The sequence below is a fragment of the Nonomuraea sp. NPDC049269 genome, from assembly GCF_043197155.1.
Lineage (GTDB): Bacteria > Actinomycetota > Actinomycetes > Streptosporangiales > Streptosporangiaceae > Nonomuraea.
Map to the genome: position 1 here is coordinate 86,868 of NZ_JBICSO010000002.1, position 16,361 is coordinate 103,228.

The following is a 16,361-nucleotide window of genomic DNA, read 5'->3' on the forward strand; positions in this document are numbered from 1 at the left end:
TGTGGAAAACCGGTGGGGGATCACCGGACCTTGGGCGGCGTCACATCGGCGCCGGGGGAGTCGGCGCCCATGCCCACCGAGCCCTCCGCCGAGGCGATCGCGTGGCCGCCGAACTGGTTGCGCAGCGCGGCGACGACCTTCATCGCGGGCGGGTCCTCCTGGCGCGAGGCGAACCTGGCGTACAGCGCGGCGGTGATCACCGGCAGCGGCACGGCGTGGTCCACCGCCGCCTGGACGGTCCACCGGCCCTCGCCGGAGTCCTGTGCGTAACCGCGCAGCTCCTCGAGGTGCTCGTCGCTGTCGAGCGCCCGAACCAGCAGGTCGAGCAGCCAGGAGCGGATCACGGTGCCGGTGCGCCAGCTGCTGAAGCAGCCCTTGACGTCCGTGACGATGTCGGAGGCTTCCAGGAGCTCCCAGCCCTCGGCGAAGGACTGCATCATGCCGTACTCGATGCCGTTGTGGACCATCTTGGCGAAGTGGCCCGCGCCGACCGCGCCCGCGTGGACGAAGCCGTCCTCGCCTTCCGGCTTGAGCGTCTCGAAGATCGGCATCATGTGCTGGACGACGCTCTCGTCGCCGCCGCACATCAGCGCGTAGCCGTTCTGCAGGCCCCAGACGCCACCGCTCACGCCGCAGTCGACGAAGCGGATGCCCTTCTCGGCCAGCTCGGCGGCGTGTTTCTGGTCATCCACATAGTGGGAATTACCGCCGTCGATGACGACGTCACCCTCGGAGAGGAGCTTGCCGAGCTCGTCGACCGTCTGCTGGGTGGGCGCGCCGGCCGGGACCATGACCCAGACCGCGCGCGGCGCCTCCAGCCTGTCGACCAGCTCTTTCAGGCTGCCGACGTCGCTGGCCTCCCGATGGTGGTCGTAGCCGACGACCTCGTGACCCCCGCGGCGCAGCCTTTCGGCCATGTTGCCGCCCATCCTGCCAAGTCCGACCATCCCGATCTGCATGATGTACCAACTCCCCTAGTCAGAGCTCCATAATCCCCGATGGGATTCTCAGCTCGACAGGCGGATCGGCATGATCAGGTAACGGTAGTCCGGGACCCCGCCGTCATCCACAGGCTTGCCGCCGGTGAGGATGGCCGGTTTGGTGGACGTGGTCATCTGCAGCCGGGCGACGTCGGAGTCGATCGCGCCCAGGCCCTCCAGCAGGAACTGGTGGTTGAAGGCGATGTTCATCTCCTCGCCCTCGTAGTCCACGGGCAGCGCCTCGACGGCCTGCGCCTCGTCGCCGCTGCCCGCCTCCAGCACGACCTCGCCGCTCTTGAACGCCAGGCGTACCGGCGTGTTGCGTTCGGCGACCAGCGCCACGCGCTTGACCGCCTCGACGAACGAGGCTGTGGACAAGTCGGCGCGCGCCGAGAACTCCGTCGGCAGCAGCGAACGGTACTTGGGGAACTCCGGGTCGAGCAGCCGCGTGGTGGTCCGCCGTCCGGCGCTGGAGAAGCCGATCATGCCCTCTCCGGTGCCGCCCGCCGCGCTGAGCGCGATCTCCACCTCGGCGCCGGTCGCGCCGAGCGCCTTGGCCGAGTCGGCGAGCGTCTTGCCGGGGATCATCGCGATCGCCGCGAAGTCGGGCTGGTCCGGCTGCCATTTCAGCTCGCGTACGGCCAGGCGGTAGCGGTCGGTCGCGGCGAGGGTGACGGTGTCGCCCTCGATCTCCATCCGTACGCCGGTGAGCATGGGCAGCGTGTCGTCCCGGCCGGCGGCGACGGCGACCTGGCCGACGGCGGAGGCGAAGACGTCGCTGCCCACCCGGCCGGCGGCCGGCGGCATGGCCGGGAGCGACGGGTAGTCCTCCACAGGCATGGTCAACAGGGTGAACCGGGCGCTGCCACAAGTGACGACCGCCTTGGCCCCCTCCACGACGAAGTCCACAGGCTGTGCGGGAAGCGCGCGGGTGATCTCGGCGAGCAGCTTGCCGGAGACCAGGGCGACGCCGGCCTCACCCGTGTGGAGTTCGAGCGTCACCTCGGCGGAGACCTCGTAGTCGAAGCCCGACAGCTTCAGCTGCTGGTCCTCGGTGACCTCCATGCGCATTCCGGCGAGGACGGGCACCGACGGCCGCGCGGGGAGGCTGCGTGCCGTCCATGCCACCGCCTCAGCGAGGACGTCTCGCTCGATTCGGAACATCACGGTCATCAGCCTCCTGATTTCGTCGTTGATTCAAGTGTCGCCTCTCCCGCACCTGAGTTCCGGGAGAACCCCTCTATGGGTCTTGAGTTTCTTAGTAAGAGAGATAGGTGGTCTTCACACTAGGGGGTGTGGATAGTGTGGACAACCAGTGTTTCCCCAGGTCAATGTGCGTGGCGTCATCCACTGAGGATGTGGGTGGAGCCTGGGGGTAACTTCGCCGCCTGGGGATGAACGTTCGTTGCCCACAGCTCGTCCCCAGATCATGGTGCGTTCATCCACCGGTTATCCACGAGGTTTCCACAGGTTGTCCACGGGGTAAACGGCCTCGCTGAGGACCCTCCAGAGACTGTGCACAGGCCGTCCACAAGTCATCAACAGGTTGTCCCCAAGTTGTCCTCAGGATGTCCCCAGATTTATCCCCAGGCTCTGCGCGGGATTTTTCTGGCGAAGATAGGACGTACGGCCGCCGCGTTCCGGCGTTTCCCCTGATCCACAGTGTTATCCACAGGCTGTGCATAACGGTCAGGCTCCGCGCGACGTCTGTTTGATGCGCATTGTTAGCTCGTTGACCTGGTTGTACATCGACCTGCGCTCCGCGATGAGCGAACGGATCTTGCGCTCGGCGTGCATGACGGTCGTGTGATCGCGGCCACCGAACTGCTGCCCGATCTTCGGCAGGGACAGCTCCGTCAGCTCCCGAACGAGGTACATGGCGATCTGCCGGGCGTTGACGAGCGCCCTGCTGCGCGAGCTGCCGCACAGGTCGTCGATGCTGATGCCGAAGTATTCAGCGGTCTTGGCCATGATCGTGGCGATCGTGATCTCACCCGCCCCGTCCGAGGTGATCAGGTCCTTCAGCACCACCTCGGCCAGCTGGAGGTCCACACCCTGCCTGTTGAGGCTGGCGAACGCGGTCACCCTGATCAGGGCGCCCTCCAGCTCGCGGATGTTGGTGGAGATGCGGCTGGCGATGTACTCCAGGACCTCGGGCGGCGCGGCCAGGCCCTCCTGGATGGCCTTCTTCCTGAGGATCGCGATGCGAGTCTCCAGCTCAGGGGGCTGGACGTCGGTGATCAGGCCCCACTCGAACCGGTTGCGCAGCCGGTCCTCCAGCGTGATCAGCTGCTTCGGCGCCCGGTCGCTGGAGATCACGATCTGCTTGTTGGCGTTGTGCAGGGTGTTGAACGTGTGGAAGAACTCCTCCTGCGTCTGCTCCTTGCCCTCCAGGAACTGGATGTCGTCCACGAGCAGGATGTCGATCGCCCGGTAGCGGCCGCGGAAGCCGTCGGCCTTGTGGTCGCGGATGCTGTTGATGAAGTCGTTGGTGAACTCCTCCGAGCTCACGTACCTCACCCGCGCGCCGTCGTACAGGCTCTGGGCGTAATGCCCGATCGCGTGCAGGAGGTGGGTCTTCCCCAGCCCGGAGTCACCGTAAATGAAGAGTGGGTTGTACGCCTTTGCGGGGGATTCGGCTACAGCCACCGCGGCCGCGTGGGCGAATCGGTTGCTGGCCCCGATGACGAATGTCTCGAAGGTGTACTTCTGGTTGAGCCGGGCGGGTTCGCTGGGCTTGTTGCTCTTCGCTTCCCAGCGGTTCTGCGTCGGCTCCGGCAGTTTCTCCACAGGGGACTGTGCCTGTTCAAAAGAGAACGTGGGCTGTGGATATTCGGTGGATATCTGGGCCGCGTCCGGCTGTGGAGAATAGAACTGCGGAGGCTCGGAAGCCTGGTAGTGCTGCACCGATGGGGGCTGTGCATAACGTGGCTGGTGGTCCGGGCCCTGGGGATAATTTTGAGCCACAGGCTGTGGATGAAGGTCCGGCATCGGCTGCTCTGGGGCCGTCGTGTCGATCATCACGGCCAGGCGCATGGCCCGGCCGAGCTCCTGGGAGAGCGCGTGGGCCACGAGATCGCGCAGCTTGCCCTCGATGAGGTCCTTCAGGAAGTCGTTGGGGACGCCCAGCACGATCGTGTCGTTGGCCAGGGCGATCGGGCGCACCATGGACAGCCAGGTGCGCTGCTGTATGGGGACGTTCTCGTTGAGGAAGTTGCTCAGGGCCCTCGCCCATACCGTGCCAAGGTCGACACTGTTCATGTGCGGTACCCCTCCTTCCTCTCGCGGCCCCCCGCGATCGATCGTCTACCGCTTGTCCGCTCCGGCCATCGGTCCGCCGCGGTCTGTTGCTGATCGAGCTGCTGGTTGATTCGCGCACGTACGTCTTGGTTGTCGGTGCGCCGTCGCCGGTTGTCCACCGCAGTCGGTTATCCACATGGAGCTCCCGCCCCGCGGGGCCGCCGGCGCCTTCGTCCACAGCCTGGTGCCCGTGCTGGACACCCAGATCATCCACAGGAGATCCACAGGTTGTGCACAGGCCTTGAGCGGCTCTGGAAGGGCCGACACTAGCCCTGTGCACAGCTGTGTTCAAGCGTTGTCCACAGCCTAGTGGTACCTGGACCCACATACTGTGGACGTGGCCGTGGCGGTGGAAAACCCGCATGTGGATAAGTGGATAACTCGTTGGGGCCGGTCGCCAGTTTGACCTGAGGCCTGCTTGCCCCGTAACGTGCCATGGTCGGCTTGTCACGCGACGGCTATTTCGCGTGCCCTCGCTCTCTTGGCAAGCCAGCCATGTGTGTATCAGCGCCCTTGCGGCGCACCTTCAAGCCTGGAGCCCACCCGTGAGCAAGCGTACTTTCCAGCCGAACAACCGTCGCCGCGCGAAGACCCACGGCTTCCGGCTGCGGATGCGCACCCGGGCCGGTCGCGCCATCCTGGCCGCTCGCCGCCGTAAGGGCCGCGAAACGCTGTCGGCCTGATCGACTCGCGTCCGATAGTCCGCCCGCCGGTGAAGTCCGCCGGCGGGCGATAGGCGTATATGGTGCTTTCCCGTCATTCCCGCATGCGACGCGGGGAGGAGTTCGAGGCGGCCGTCAAGCGTGGCAAGCGCGCGGGCCGTCCTACTCTTGTAGTGCATCTCGGCATTTCTGGGGATTCGACGCCTCTGGTTGGTTTCGTGGTGAGCCGAGCCGTCGGCGGCGCCACCGTCAGGAACAAGGTCAAGCGACGGCTCCGACACCTGATGCGGGACCGTCTCGACCGGCTCCCGCGAGGTAGCCTGCTGGTGGTACGCGCCAATCCACCGGCCGCGTCAGCGCGATACGAGCACCTAGCCGCCGAGCTCGATCTCGCGTTGGATCGTTTGCTCAGGCGGCGAGAGTCCGCGATGGATGGACACAGATGACCGAGCAGCCGCAAGGGATGCCGAGCCTCGCCGCTCGGGCGTTGATCATCCCGATCCGGTTCTACCGGGCCTTCATCGGTCCGATGCTCGGTCCGCGCTGTCGTTTCTATCCGTCGTGCAGTGCTTACGGGCTCGAAGCGATAGCCGTACATGGTGCATTGCGCGGCACATGGCTGACTGTCCGGCGCATCGGGCGGTGCCACCCATTCCATCCCGGAGGTATAGACCCGGTGCCCCCACGCCCGGTTCGGTCCCACGAAACGCAAGGGAGATAGCTCGGTGGAGCTGTCCTGGCTGAGCTGGCTCTATGAAGCCGTAGCCCATGTCATCATCTGGATCCATCAGGGATACAGCACATTCCTCAACCCGGACAGCGGGCTGACATGGGCCCTGACCATCATCACGCTGACCGTGTTCATGCGGGTCCTGATCTTCCCGCTCTTCCTGAAGCAGATGCGCTCGTCGCGCAAGATGCAGGAACTCGCCCCCAAGGTGGCGGAGCTCCGCAAGCGCTATAAGAACGACAAACAGCGCATGAACCAGGAAGTCATGGCGGTCTACCAGGGAGCGGGCGCCAATCCGCTCGGTGGCTGTCTGCCGGTGGTCGCGCAGTTCCCCATCTTCATCTCGATGTTCACCGTGCTGCGGGCCATGGCCGACGGCCGCCCGGTCTACGGCATGACGCAGCAGCTCGTCGACAGCGCCCGATCCGCGCACATCTTCGGCGCGCCGCTCCCGGCCAGCTTCTGGATGTCGCAGGCCCAGGTCGAAGGCTTCGGGGCCACCGTCGTCACGACGAAGATCGTGCTGGGTGTGTTCGTGGCGATCAGCTCGCTGACCACGTTCCTCACCGTCCGGCAGAGCGTCACGCGCTCCATGGCCCAGATGCCGGACAACCCCATGGCGCAGCAGCAGAAGATCCTGATGTACATCTCTCCGCTGTTCGCCTTCTTCAGCCTCAACTTCCCGCTGGGCCTGATCATGTACTGGGTCACCACGAACTTGTGGACGCTCGGCCAGCAGCACTGGTTCTACAGCCGGCACCCGATGCCGCAGTTCGACGCCAAGGGCAACCCGGTGCCGATTGAGCCGAAGGCCGGCCTGCTCGCCAAATTCCGCAAGACGACCGCCACTCCGGAAGAGGACGTGCCTCCCGCGCCGCCGGAGCCTAAGATCATTCGGCAGCAGCCCAGTCGCCAGTCCCGCAGCAAGCGCACCGGCAGCAAGAAGTCGTGAACACGAAGGAGAGGCCGGCCATGACCGAGGCCGAGCAGGAGAAGACTCCTGATCTCAACGCGCTCGAGCAGGAAGGCGAGATCGCGGCAGATTACGTCGAAGGCCTCCTGGATATCGCCGACATCGACGGCGACATCGACATGGACGTCGAAGGCGACCGCGCGATGGTCTCGGTCGTCGGCGTCAAGGGCAGCGGCCTTGTCGGGCCCGAGGGCGAGGTTCTGGAGGCGCTCCAGGAGCTGACCCGCCTGGCCGTCCACCGGCAGACGGGGGAGCGGTCCCGGCTGATGCTCGACGTCGCCGGCTACCGGGAGCGGCGGCGCACCGAGCTCACCAAGCTCGGCACCGAGATCGCCAACGAGGTCAAGGAGAAGGGGGAGCCCAAGGCGCTGCACGCCATGACCCCCTTCGAGCGCAAGATCGTCCACGACGCGGTGGCGGCCGCCGGGCTCCGGAGCGAGTCCGAGGGGGAGGAACCGCACCGGTACGTGGTGGTACTTCCGGCCTGACCCGCCTTCTTTCGCGCGTACGCTCGCTGACCGGCCGCCGTCCCCGCACTCGGGGGATGGCGGCCGGTCCGTGTATGGGGGTGCTGCTTTGGAGCGCTCCCATCACGTGCGGTCTTTTGGCGGGTCGGGCACCCCCGTACAAGTTGGAACTCGAGCCGCAGAGTGTGCTGAGTGTGGCGCGCGAACCTCATTCAGGCTGCCCCGCTAGTCTTCCAAAGTGATCGCACGCCTAGCCTTGGGTAGAGACCACCGCCCGGCGCGCCGCCCGCCCACAACCCCCAAGGAAGGGCCACCAACCAGTGACCGATGAGCTGCCGCCTCCGCCCGACGAAGCGCGTGAGCTGCCGTCTCCGCCCGCTGTGGCGCGAGACGTCTTCACGGGCGATGCCTGGGACCGCGCACAGGCGTTCGCCGAGCTCCTGGCCGGCCCCGGGGTGGTACGCGGGCTGCTGGGCCCGCGCGAGGTCTCACGGATCTGGGATCGCCACCTGCTCAACTGCGCCGTCGTGGCCGAGGCCGTCCCGCAGGAGGTGCGACTGGTCGACATCGGCTCGGGCGCCGGCTTGCCGGGCCTCGTGCTGGCGATCGTCCGGCCGGACATCACGGTGACCCTGCTGGAGCCGCTGCTTCGCCGTACCGTCTTCCTGGAGGAGTGCGTCAACGTGCTCAAACTGGACAACGTCGAGGTGTTGCGCGGCCGGGCGGAAGAATTGGCAGGCAAACGTGAGTTCGACGTCGCCAGCGCCCGCGCGGTCGCGCCACTTGACCGGCTGCTGAAGTGGGCCATGCCGCTCCTTCGCGAAGGCGGAGAGCTGATTGCCATGAAGGGGGAGCGCGCCGCAGAAGAACTTGCCGAGGCGGAGCCCCAATTGCGGGCCTGTGGGGCGAGGACGGCCGAGCTTGTAACCGTCGGGCGCGGTAAGGTCGAGCCGCCTGCAACATTGGTTCGGGTGGTAGCGGGTCGTGCGCCGGAGTCCGGTAGGCGGCGACAAAGGAGGTGACGGTCATGCCAATCGCGTCAAGCGGTCTTGGCTGGCCGGACAGCCCTCTGTCCGAGAGTCCCAGCGGGGTTGGCTGGCCCGAAATAGGCGTGTCGCGACAGCCAATTCCTGGCACTGGCCTGCCACTGGTTGAAAGGATGGCCAACGTGACCCAGACCCCCCTAAACCCCGGTGATTCGCCGTTGGTACGAGAGGCGCTCAGCTCAGTGGTTTCACGTGAAACATCTGCCACCCAAACGGCCGCCGCCCAGTCAGGCGAAGCGCCCGGGGGAGGCGACGGCGCCTGGCCCAGGCCGCCCAAGTGCCGGGTGATCGCGGTGGCGAACCAGAAGGGCGGCGTCGGCAAGACCACCACCTCGGTCAACATCGCCGCCGCACTCTCCATGCACGGTCAGCGCGTACTCGTCGTCGACCTCGACCCCCAGGGCAACGCCTCGACGGCGCTGGCCACCGAGCACCGTGGCGATGTTCCGGACGTCTATCAGGTGCTCGTCGACGACCTGCCGATGGCCGACATCGTCAAGGAAGTGCCGGAGATGCCGGGCCTTTACTGCGCGCCCGCCACCATCGACCTCGCCGGCGCCGAGATCGAGCTCGTCTCACTCGTCGCCCGGGAAGCCCGCCTCCGGCGAGCGCTGTCGGCCTTCGACGCGATCGAGCTCGACTACATCATCATCGACTGCCCGCCGTCGCTCGGCCTCCTGACCGTCAACGCCCTGGTCGCCGCCGAGGAGGTCATGATCCCCATCCAGTGCGAGTACTACGCGCTGGAGGGCCTGGGCCAGCTCCTTAGGAACGTCGACCTCATCAAGGCGCACCTGAACCCCACACTCAGCCTGTCGACGATCGTCCTCACCATGTACGACGGCCGCACCCGGCTTGCGTCCCAGGTCGCCGACGAGGTCCGCGCACACTTCGGAGAAACTGTCCTCAGCACGGTCATCCCACGCAGCGTCCGCCTCTCGGAGGCGCCCAGCTACGGTCAGTCGGTCATGACGTACGACCCCGGCTCCAGCGGCGCCATGGCCTACATGGACGCCGCCCGAGAAATAGCCCACCGCGCCATCGCCTGACCTTCCGTCGTGCCGTGCGGCTGATCTTGTACGGTCGGACGAACCTCGTACGACCGGGTGCGGCAGCCGACTCCACAGACCATGTCCACAGCTTGTTTCCGACTGCCGGGGCCTGCTGGCTGCTTCCGTGTACGGACCGCTCCCGAATGGCTCTTGCTCCTTCCCTGGACAGCCGTCACAAACTGTCCCCCGGCTCGTCTCTCACAGTCATGCTCCGAACCCGCCCCATAGCTTGTACTGAAAACGACCCACAGACTGACTGCTTCATCGCCACAGCCCCCTACGGACTGCCGCACAGACGACCCACGGACCGCCTTCCACGGAGCGCCTTCCACGGAGCGAGCGGACCTCGCCACGGAACGGCTTCGAGATCGCCTAACCGTCTAGCACAGGACGGCCTACGGTCCGCCTTCCGCGGATGGACCTCGGAGCGCCTCTACCGGCGGCGGCCCCACCGGCGGTCCTACCGATGTGTCGTCCTCGACGTGTCACCATCGGCGGCAGCTCGTTGCACCCTCGAACACCCATGCCCTCATCACACCTCGACCGCCCCCGCCCCCTACGTCACTTGATCTTCTACGTCGCCTGATCCTCGCCTACCCACGGCACTTCCTTCACCCACGACAATTCGGTGCGTCGAAGACACCCGGGTATCCCGGTCGGTCCTGGTTGCGCCCAGGCAGCCGCGTCCACGCTCTGGCCGACCTCCAGGATGCCCGCGGCACGTTCGTGAAGTGCACGCCATCGGCCTCGAGGTACTCGCGACGCCCTGGGGCGCGCACTGCACGCGTTTCGAGCGTGTGGCCAACTAGCGGGAGCGGTGCGGCACTCTCGTGGCACACGCACCCTCGTGGGGCGCCTCACCCGCTCGCGGCAAGGTGCCGACACGCCCAGGGAACGTATGGCGCTTCATGGAGTACAGCACGCGCACACGCGCGGAATCCCCGTCCCGGACCCGTCCCGTCCCGGACCCGTCCCGTCCCGGATCCGACCCGTCCCGGACCCGACCCGTCCCGGACCCGACCCGCCCGACCCGGACCCGACCCGCCCGACCCGTCCCGGACCCGACCCGCCCGCCCCGGACCGGGACCGACTCATCCTGCCCCGACCCCACATCACTTCAAGGCATGGCCGGGATCCTTTTGAACAGTCGTCTTCGCGGTCACACTTATTGTCGTGGACCTGCAGCGGGCAGGGCATGCCTGGTCGGATGTGTACGCGTGAGCATGTGGCGGTGTAATTCCGGAGGAACCGCGCGTGGCGAGCGGGCACCCCGTTGCGTTGACGACGGTAACCTCTCCTGGAGTGACCGGAATCGGCCCGGTGGATGAGGAGACGCAGTGAGTCAGCAGCGGCGGGGATTGGGCAAGGGGCTCGGGGCACTCATCCCGACCGGTCCCATCGTTGACGGCACGGGGACAACCGCCCCTGCGAATGGAGCGACGGGGGAGACCGGCCCGAGGCCAATCGCCGGAGCCTACTTCAGGGAGATCGCCCTCAGCGCGATCATTCCCAACCCGCGCCAGCCCCGTGACGTCTTCGACGACGACCGCCTCAAGGAATTGTCCGCATCCATCCGCGAAGTCGGCCTGCTCCAACCAATCGTCGTGCGCTCCGTGGGAGGAGGCCAGTACGAACTCATCATGGGAGAGCGCCGCTGGCGCGCCTGCCAACTGGCCGAGCTCGACCCGATCCCCGCGATCGTCCGCAACACCCAGGACGACGAACTCCTCAGAGACGCCCTGATCGAAAACCTCCAGCGCGAGCAACTCAACGCTTTGGAAGAAGCCGCCGCATACCAGCAGCTACTCGACGACTTCCGGGCGACGCACGAACAGCTCGCCCAGAAGGTCGGCCGCTCCCGTTCCCACATCACCAACACCCTGCGCCTGCTCAACCTCCCGCCTGAAGTCCAACTCCGCGTCGCCGCCGGCACCGTCAGCGCCGGCCATGCTCGCGCCCTCCTCAGCCTCGACAGCCCCGAAGAACAGATCCAACTGGCCAAGCGAATCGTCGCCGAACTCCTCTCGGTCAGGGCCGTCGAAGAGATCGTCTCCCTCGGCAGCTCGAAAGCCGCCCCCAAGGCCACCCGCGAACGCCAGCCCAACAAGCCGTCGGCACCCGGCCTCGTTCACCTCGCAGACCGCCTCTCCGACCACTTCGAGACCAAGGTGAAAGTCGACCTCGGCCGTCGGAAGGGACGCATCGTGGTGGAGTTCGCGACAATCGATGACCTGGAGCGCATCATCGGCACCATGGCCCCCGAGGCCGTCCGCGCCATGAAAGACACCGAAGACTGACCCCTGTTTCACGTGAAACCATCGGCCAGCAACTCCGCGCCACCTAGGGCCGTTCGCCAAATAGCCCGTGTTTCACGTGAAACACTCGCAGCATCCCCGCGCTCTCCGCCGACACTGCCGCGTCCCACAAGCACCACCACACCACCGCCACCGCCCACCTCTTTCCGCCGCCGCCCTTCTCTTCACACCACTCCGCGTTTAGGCGTCACGCCGCCTTCTCGGTATCGGACCGAACCACTGTCCGGACCGAACCACCGTCCGGACCGAACCGGCCGCACCGCCTCCCCTTTGTCTCTCCCATCGCTATCGCGCTTCCCGTGCCGCGCTTCCCGTGCCGCGCTTCCCGTGCCGCGCTTCCCGTGCCGCGGGCTAATCAGGACTGGGCGGAGTACTGCCTTCCGTGCGGCCCACCTTGCCCATGCCTCCCCCCTTCCGTCGAGGCTGCATTCCGCACAGGGACCCTGCGTTCTGCGCGGAGCTGGAACTCCTCCGCCGCGTCGCAGCGCACCATCGGTATTGCGCCGCCGGTATTGCGCCTCTGCGCCGCGCCTCTGCGCCGCGCCGTTCGTATTGCATCATTGGCATCGTGTGGCTCCGGCCGCGCCGCTCCTGCCCGTCACCAGTTCCCTGCTGCTTGCGCTGCCTGGCTCATGCTGTGCCTCGCTCCCCCCGTCTCTTCTCGATGTGCCTCGCATGCCAGATGTCCGCTCCGTCTCTAGGCCCACCTGTGTATGCGGCGCCTTCCAGCAGTCGTGCCTCATTCGCGCCAGTAGCCAGTCGCCAATGGGCAGCGCTGCGCGACGAACCACAAGGCCAGCCATGAACGGCGAACGGGGGAGGTTGCGAACATGGACGCTTCATCGCATGGCGGGTATCGCGGAACTCCGGGGAGGAGCGAGTGTGCGGGCCGCCGAGCTCGAAGGGGTGCGGCACGGAGCGGCAGTGGCTGAGTTCGCCGGGCTCGAGGCGTTACGTTTCCGAACGGGGTCGGCTTGGGTTGGCGAGGCAGGGCGCAGCGGGGCGGAACGGGATACGGCGGTCCGCGACGAGGCGAGACGAGGCGAGGCGAGGGTACGCCGGGACGCGACGAGGCCAGCAGGCGCGGAGGTGCGGAGGTGGAGGTGGAGGTGTGGGGCTACGGCGCGAGGAGGTGCGGCGCGAGGAGGTGCGGCGGGAGGCGGCGAGGCCAGCAGGCTCAGAGGCTCAGGGGTGCGGAGGCTCAGGGGTGCGGAGGCTCAGGGGTGCGGAGGTGCGGAGGTGCGGAGGTGCGGAGGTGCGGAGGTGCGGAGGTGCGGAGGTGCGGAGGTGCGGGGATGCGGCGGGGTGGGGGTACGGCGGGAGATGACGAGGCCAGCAGGCCCAGAGGCCCAGAGGCCCAGAGGCCCAGAGGCCCAGAGGTGCGGAGGCGCGTAGGTACGGATGTGCAGGGCGAGGAGGTGCGGCGCGCGGAGGTGCGGCGTGGCGTGACAAGGCGAAGGGGGCGTGACGTGACGGGGCGGGGGGCGTTGCGAAGGGAGTTTTGGGCGGAGGCTGCGGAGTGACTGAGTTGTGCGCAGGGCTCGAAGCGTGATTGCCCTGAACATGGCGGAGGTGAGCACGAAGGAGCGGGCGAGTCGTGCGTAGGGCATGAAGCCCTAACTGCCCCCGAACCTAGCGGGCTCAGAGTGGCGGAGCGTGGCTTGGCGGCGTGGGGCACGGGGGCAGGTGCGGGTGGGATGGGTGGCGGCGGGGTGTGGGGTGCTGGTCTGGTGTGGGGCGAGTGCGGTCATGCGGCACGGCTGCTCGCACGCCGCAGCCGCAGTGAGGACGACCGGTTTGTGTGGCCCAACTCCGGGCGGCCACTTGCCGTCAGGCCCTATGCGGGTGGGGACGTGGGGCATGGAAGGTGGCGGGGCAGGGTGTGGCGACGAGGTCGTGGGAGCGGGGGGCTCTGGTGGGCCTGGGCCTGACTCGGTGTCGCGAAAGTGTTGTGGGCTTCGGCGCATTCAGCGGAACCCCCACACTTTTCGGTCGTTCTCTGTGGCACGTAGTGCCGGGGCTCCAGAGAGGGTCGCCGGGTGCGCCCGCTCCCTTTTGGTGGCGTAGTTCGCGTGACGCGCATTGGTGGTGCGGTTCGCCATTACGTGGCTCAGTAAGGCGGATTGATGCTGCGGCTGGGTGGATGCTCTGTCGGGCGAGGAGGCGGCTGCCGCGAGCTTGTCGGGGTGGTGGGTGGTGGGTGGTTTCACGTGAAACAGGGGGTGTTGCGGGTTCGTTGGCTGGGGTCTGCGGCGATGTTTCACGTGAAACAGGGGAGTCAGGCGCCTGGCGGAGCGGATGAGTCGGGAGCTTTGGAGAACGGCCGGGCCGGGGGTCAGGGGATGACGAGGGATTTGCGGATGTCGTCGAGGAAGTCGTCTACGTGGTCCGGGGTGGTGTCGAAGGCGGTCATCCAGCGGACGGTGCCGGCAGCTTCGTCCCAGTGGTGGAACAGGTAGCGGTTAAGGAGGGCAGCGGTGGCTGCCTTGGGGAGGGTGGCGAAGACGGCGTTCGATTGGACGGGGTAGGCGATGGTGATGCCGGGGAGGTCGGTGATGCCGTTGGCGAGGCGGGTGGCCATTTGGTTGGCGTGGGTTGCGTTGTGGTGCCAGAGGTCGTCGGTGAGGAGGGCGGAGAGTTGGGCGGAGATGAAGCGCATCTTGGAAGCCAGTTGGAGGGACTGGCGGCGGAGGAAGGGGATGGCGTGGGCGAGGGAAGGGGAGAGGACTATCACCGCTTCAGCCGCTAGGGCGCCGTTCTTTGTGCCGCCGAAGCTGAAGATGTCTACGCCGACTTCCGTGGTGATCGCGCCGAGGGTGGTGTTCAGATGGGCGGCGGCATTGGCCAGTCTGGCGCCGTCCATGTGGAGGAGTAGGCCGGCGGTGTGTGCTGTGTCGGCGAGGGCGGCGATTTCTTCGGGGGAGTAGCAGGTGCCGAGTTCGGTGACTTGGGAGACGGAGACCACGCGCGGCTGGGGCTCGTGGTGGCTGCCCAAGGTGCTGAGGCGTGCGGTGATGTCCTGGGGGCGGAGCTTGCCGTCGGCTGTAGGAGTTGTCAGGAGCTTCGTGCCCAGTAGTCGCTCTGCCGCGCCTGTTTCGTGGGTGGCGATGTGGGCGGTGTCGGCGCAGACGATGGCGTCGTAGCGGCCGAGCATGGGGGCGAGGCCGACCATGTTGGCGCCGGCGCCGTTCAGGACGGCGAAGCCTTCCGCCTTGGGGCCGAAGAGGTCTTTGATGTGGTGCTCGAAGGTCGATGTCCAGCGATCGCCGCCGTAGGCGGGTGCGTCCCCGTGGTTCGCCGCGGTCATGGCTTCGAGGATGGTGGGGTGGACGCCTGCGTGGTTGTCGCTGGCGAAGCTCTTGGGGTAGGTCGAATCGGTCAGCACATGGTCAGGCTACTTTCAGGCGTTGGAGAGGGGAGGGGAGATCGCGCGGACGGCGCGGCGAGTGACCGAGGTGGCCAGGAGGGATCGGCCCGCTCGACGCTGGCCGCGCGGGGGTAAGGCGAGGTGGGGTTGGTGCGAAGGACGCGGAGCCGAGCAGGAGATCGACCCTGGAGGAGAAGGGGAGGCAGGGTCGCGTCTGGGCTTGAAGGCAGGGCAAGGTCTTCGCTCGGAGTGTAAAGGCGAGGCGGAGCGGGTTGCGCGGGGGAAGCAGGCCAGCGGGCGACCCAGCGCCAGCCGACGTGGAGAAGGCGGGTGAGGACGAATCGGGTACGGCCGCGGGAGCGCCTGAGCATGCGAAGGCGAGGTGAGGTGAGGACGGCGCTGGACGTACGAAAGACGTACGAAAAAGACGCATGAAGGGCAGCCAGGATCGGCGCCCGGCGGATGCGGTTAAGCCTGGAAGCGGGACGCCGCGTTCTGGAGGAGGACCCGGCAGAGGTCGCCAAGGTCCTGGCCCGCTGCCTCCGCAGCCATCGGCAGCAGGGACGTCTCCGTCATCCCGGGAGCCACGTTGACCTCCAGGAAGTGAGCCTCGTCTGAGGCGTCGACGATGAGGTCGGTGCGGGAGATGTCGCGGAGGCCCAGGGCGGTGTGCGCCGTCACGGCGGTTTCGGCGCAGGCGGCCGCTGCCTTGGCGGACAGGCGGGCGGGGGCGAAGAACTCGGTGTGGCCGGCGGTGTAGCGGGCCGCGTAATCGTAGACGCCCTCGTCCGGGACGATTTCGACGGCAGGCAGGGCGATCGGGCCGTTGCCCAGGTCGACCACCGAGACCGCCACTTCGACGCCCCCCACGTAACGCTCGATCAGCGCCGTGTCGCCGTACGCGAAACAGCCGACCATCGCGGCGGGGAGTTCTTCGGCGGTGCGGACGATCGAGGCGCCCAGGGCGGAACCGCCGCGGGCGGGCTTGACGAACAGGGGGAGGCCGAGATGCGACACGATGCGGCCCAGGACGGCCGTGGCACCGAGGTCGTGGAAGGTCTCCTTGGGCAGGGTGACCGACGCGGGGGTGCGCAGGCCGACCGAGCGCACGACGGCTTTGGCGGTGGGCTTGTCGAAGGCGACCCGGCACGCGTCGGGGTCGGCGCCGACGTAAGGGACGTTCAGGAGTTCGAGGATGGAACGGATGGCGCCGTCCTCGCCCGCGCCGCCGTGCAGCGTGACGAAGACCGCGTCCGGAGGATCGGCCAGGATGTACGGCACGAGGGACGCGTCAGTGTCGCGGGCCTCCACGTCGATGCCCACCGCCCGCAGCACCTCGCTCACCCGGCGACCGGAGCGCAGGGACACCTCCCGCTCATAGGAGAGTCCCCCGGCCAGCACGAGCACGTGGCCCAGATCGCTCATTAGTTCTCCTCCGCTGATCGCACACGCTGTCCAACCGTACCGGC

General features: G+C 67.2%; 13 protein-coding genes. 8 read left to right on the forward strand and 5 right to left on the reverse strand.

From position 1 onward, the window contains the following. Positions 1 to 20: 20 nt before the first annotated feature. The 3 genes from gnd to dnaA form a co-directional block, all read right to left on the reverse strand. Positions 21 to 959 (reverse strand): phosphogluconate dehydrogenase (NAD(+)-dependent, decarboxylating), encoded by a 939-nt coding sequence (gene gnd / locus ACGFNP_RS09810; protein WP_358338126.1) that lies wholly within the window; start codon positions 957 to 959, stop codon positions 21 to 23. Between the two features lie 48 nt (positions 960 to 1,007). Further along, positions 1,008 to 2,147 (reverse strand): DNA polymerase III subunit beta, encoded by a 1,140-nt coding sequence (dnaN, locus tag ACGFNP_RS09815; protein WP_358338353.1) that lies wholly within the window; start codon positions 2,145 to 2,147, stop codon positions 1,008 to 1,010. 522 nt (positions 2,148 to 2,669) lie between these two features. After that, complete coding sequence (gene dnaA / locus ACGFNP_RS09820; protein WP_358338124.1) at positions 2,670 to 4,241, reverse strand: chromosomal replication initiator protein DnaA; 1,572 nt, start codon at positions 4,239 to 4,241, stop codon at positions 2,670 to 2,672. Between the two features lie 584 nt (positions 4,242 to 4,825). Here dnaA and rpmH point away from each other — a divergent pair. From rpmH to ACGFNP_RS09860, 8 genes are all read left to right on the forward strand, one after another. Further along, positions 4,826 to 4,963 carry a 50S ribosomal protein L34 gene (rpmH, locus tag ACGFNP_RS09825; RefSeq protein ID WP_093172456.1) on the forward strand — a complete coding sequence of 46 codons (138 nt, stop codon included), beginning with the start codon at positions 4,826 to 4,828 and terminating at the stop codon, positions 4,961 to 4,963. A gap of 59 nt (positions 4,964 to 5,022) precedes the next feature. Then, positions 5,023 to 5,388: a ribonuclease P protein component gene (rnpA, locus tag ACGFNP_RS09830; protein ID WP_358338121.1), complete on the forward strand. Its 366-nt coding sequence runs from the start codon at positions 5,023 to 5,025 to the stop codon at positions 5,386 to 5,388. Positions 5,389 to 5,405: 17 nt separating this feature from the next. Further along, positions 5,406 to 5,663 (forward strand): membrane protein insertion efficiency factor YidD, encoded by a 258-nt coding sequence (gene yidD, locus ACGFNP_RS09835; protein ID WP_250905286.1) that lies wholly within the window; start codon positions 5,406 to 5,408, stop codon positions 5,661 to 5,663. A gap of 4 nt (positions 5,664 to 5,667) precedes the next feature. Beyond that, on the forward strand, positions 5,668 to 6,624 hold the full coding sequence (gene yidC / locus ACGFNP_RS09840) for a membrane protein insertase YidC (protein WP_358338119.1): 957 nt from the start codon (positions 5,668 to 5,670) through the stop codon (positions 6,622 to 6,624). 20 nt (positions 6,625 to 6,644) lie between these two features. Continuing rightward, positions 6,645 to 7,133: a R3H domain-containing nucleic acid-binding protein gene (locus tag ACGFNP_RS09845; RefSeq protein WP_358338350.1), complete on the forward strand. Its 489-nt coding sequence runs from the start codon at positions 6,645 to 6,647 to the stop codon at positions 7,131 to 7,133. Between the two features lie 299 nt (positions 7,134 to 7,432). Beyond that, complete coding sequence (gene rsmG / locus ACGFNP_RS09850) at positions 7,433 to 8,134, forward strand: 16S rRNA (guanine(527)-N(7))-methyltransferase RsmG (protein ID WP_393316828.1); 702 nt, start codon at positions 7,433 to 7,435, stop codon at positions 8,132 to 8,134. 137 nt (positions 8,135 to 8,271) lie between these two features. Beyond that, positions 8,272 to 9,207, forward strand: a complete 936-nt coding sequence (locus ACGFNP_RS09855; RefSeq protein WP_358338116.1) for a ParA family protein — start codon at positions 8,272 to 8,274, stop codon at positions 9,205 to 9,207. A 1,340-nt stretch (positions 9,208 to 10,547) separates the two neighbouring features. Further along, a complete protein-coding gene (locus ACGFNP_RS09860) occupies positions 10,548 to 11,507 on the forward strand; it encodes a ParB/RepB/Spo0J family partition protein (RefSeq protein ID WP_358338113.1) in 960 nt (319 codons plus the stop codon). A gap of 2,353 nt (positions 11,508 to 13,860) precedes the next feature. Here the strand turns inward: ACGFNP_RS09860 and ACGFNP_RS09865 are convergent. Continuing rightward, entirely contained in the window at positions 13,861 to 14,910 is a 1,050-nt protein-coding gene (locus ACGFNP_RS09865) for a threonine aldolase family protein (RefSeq protein WP_393316832.1), read from the reverse strand. Between the two features lie 450 nt (positions 14,911 to 15,360). Then, entirely contained in the window at positions 15,361 to 16,317 is a 957-nt protein-coding gene (locus ACGFNP_RS09870; protein ID WP_358338106.1) for a D-alanine--D-alanine ligase, read from the reverse strand. Positions 16,318 to 16,361 lie beyond the last annotated feature (44 nt).

What these genes read in the sequence shown, in the direction of transcription:
- ACGFNP_RS09870 (WP_358338106.1), bottom strand. Translation starts at nt 16,317, where the DNA reads ATGAGCGATCTGGGCCACGTGCTCGTGCTGGCCGGGGGACTCTCCTAT.
- ACGFNP_RS09845 (WP_358338350.1), top strand. Translation starts at nt 6,645, where the DNA reads ATGACCGAGGCCGAGCAGGAGAAGACTCCTGATCTCAACGCGCTCGAG.
- yidD (WP_250905286.1), top strand. Translation starts at nt 5,406, where the DNA reads ATGCCGAGCCTCGCCGCTCGGGCGTTGATCATCCCGATCCGGTTCTAC.
- gnd (WP_358338126.1), bottom strand. Translation starts at nt 959, where the DNA reads ATGCAGATCGGGATGGTCGGACTTGGCAGGATGGGCGGCAACATGGCC.
- ACGFNP_RS09855 (WP_358338116.1), top strand. Translation starts at nt 8,272, where the DNA reads ATGGCCAACGTGACCCAGACCCCCCTAAACCCCGGTGATTCGCCGTTG.
- rnpA (WP_358338121.1), top strand. Translation starts at nt 5,023, where the DNA reads ATGGTGCTTTCCCGTCATTCCCGCATGCGACGCGGGGAGGAGTTCGAG.
- dnaA (WP_358338124.1), bottom strand. Translation starts at nt 4,241, where the DNA reads ATGAACAGTGTCGACCTTGGCACGGTATGGGCGAGGGCCCTGAGCAAC.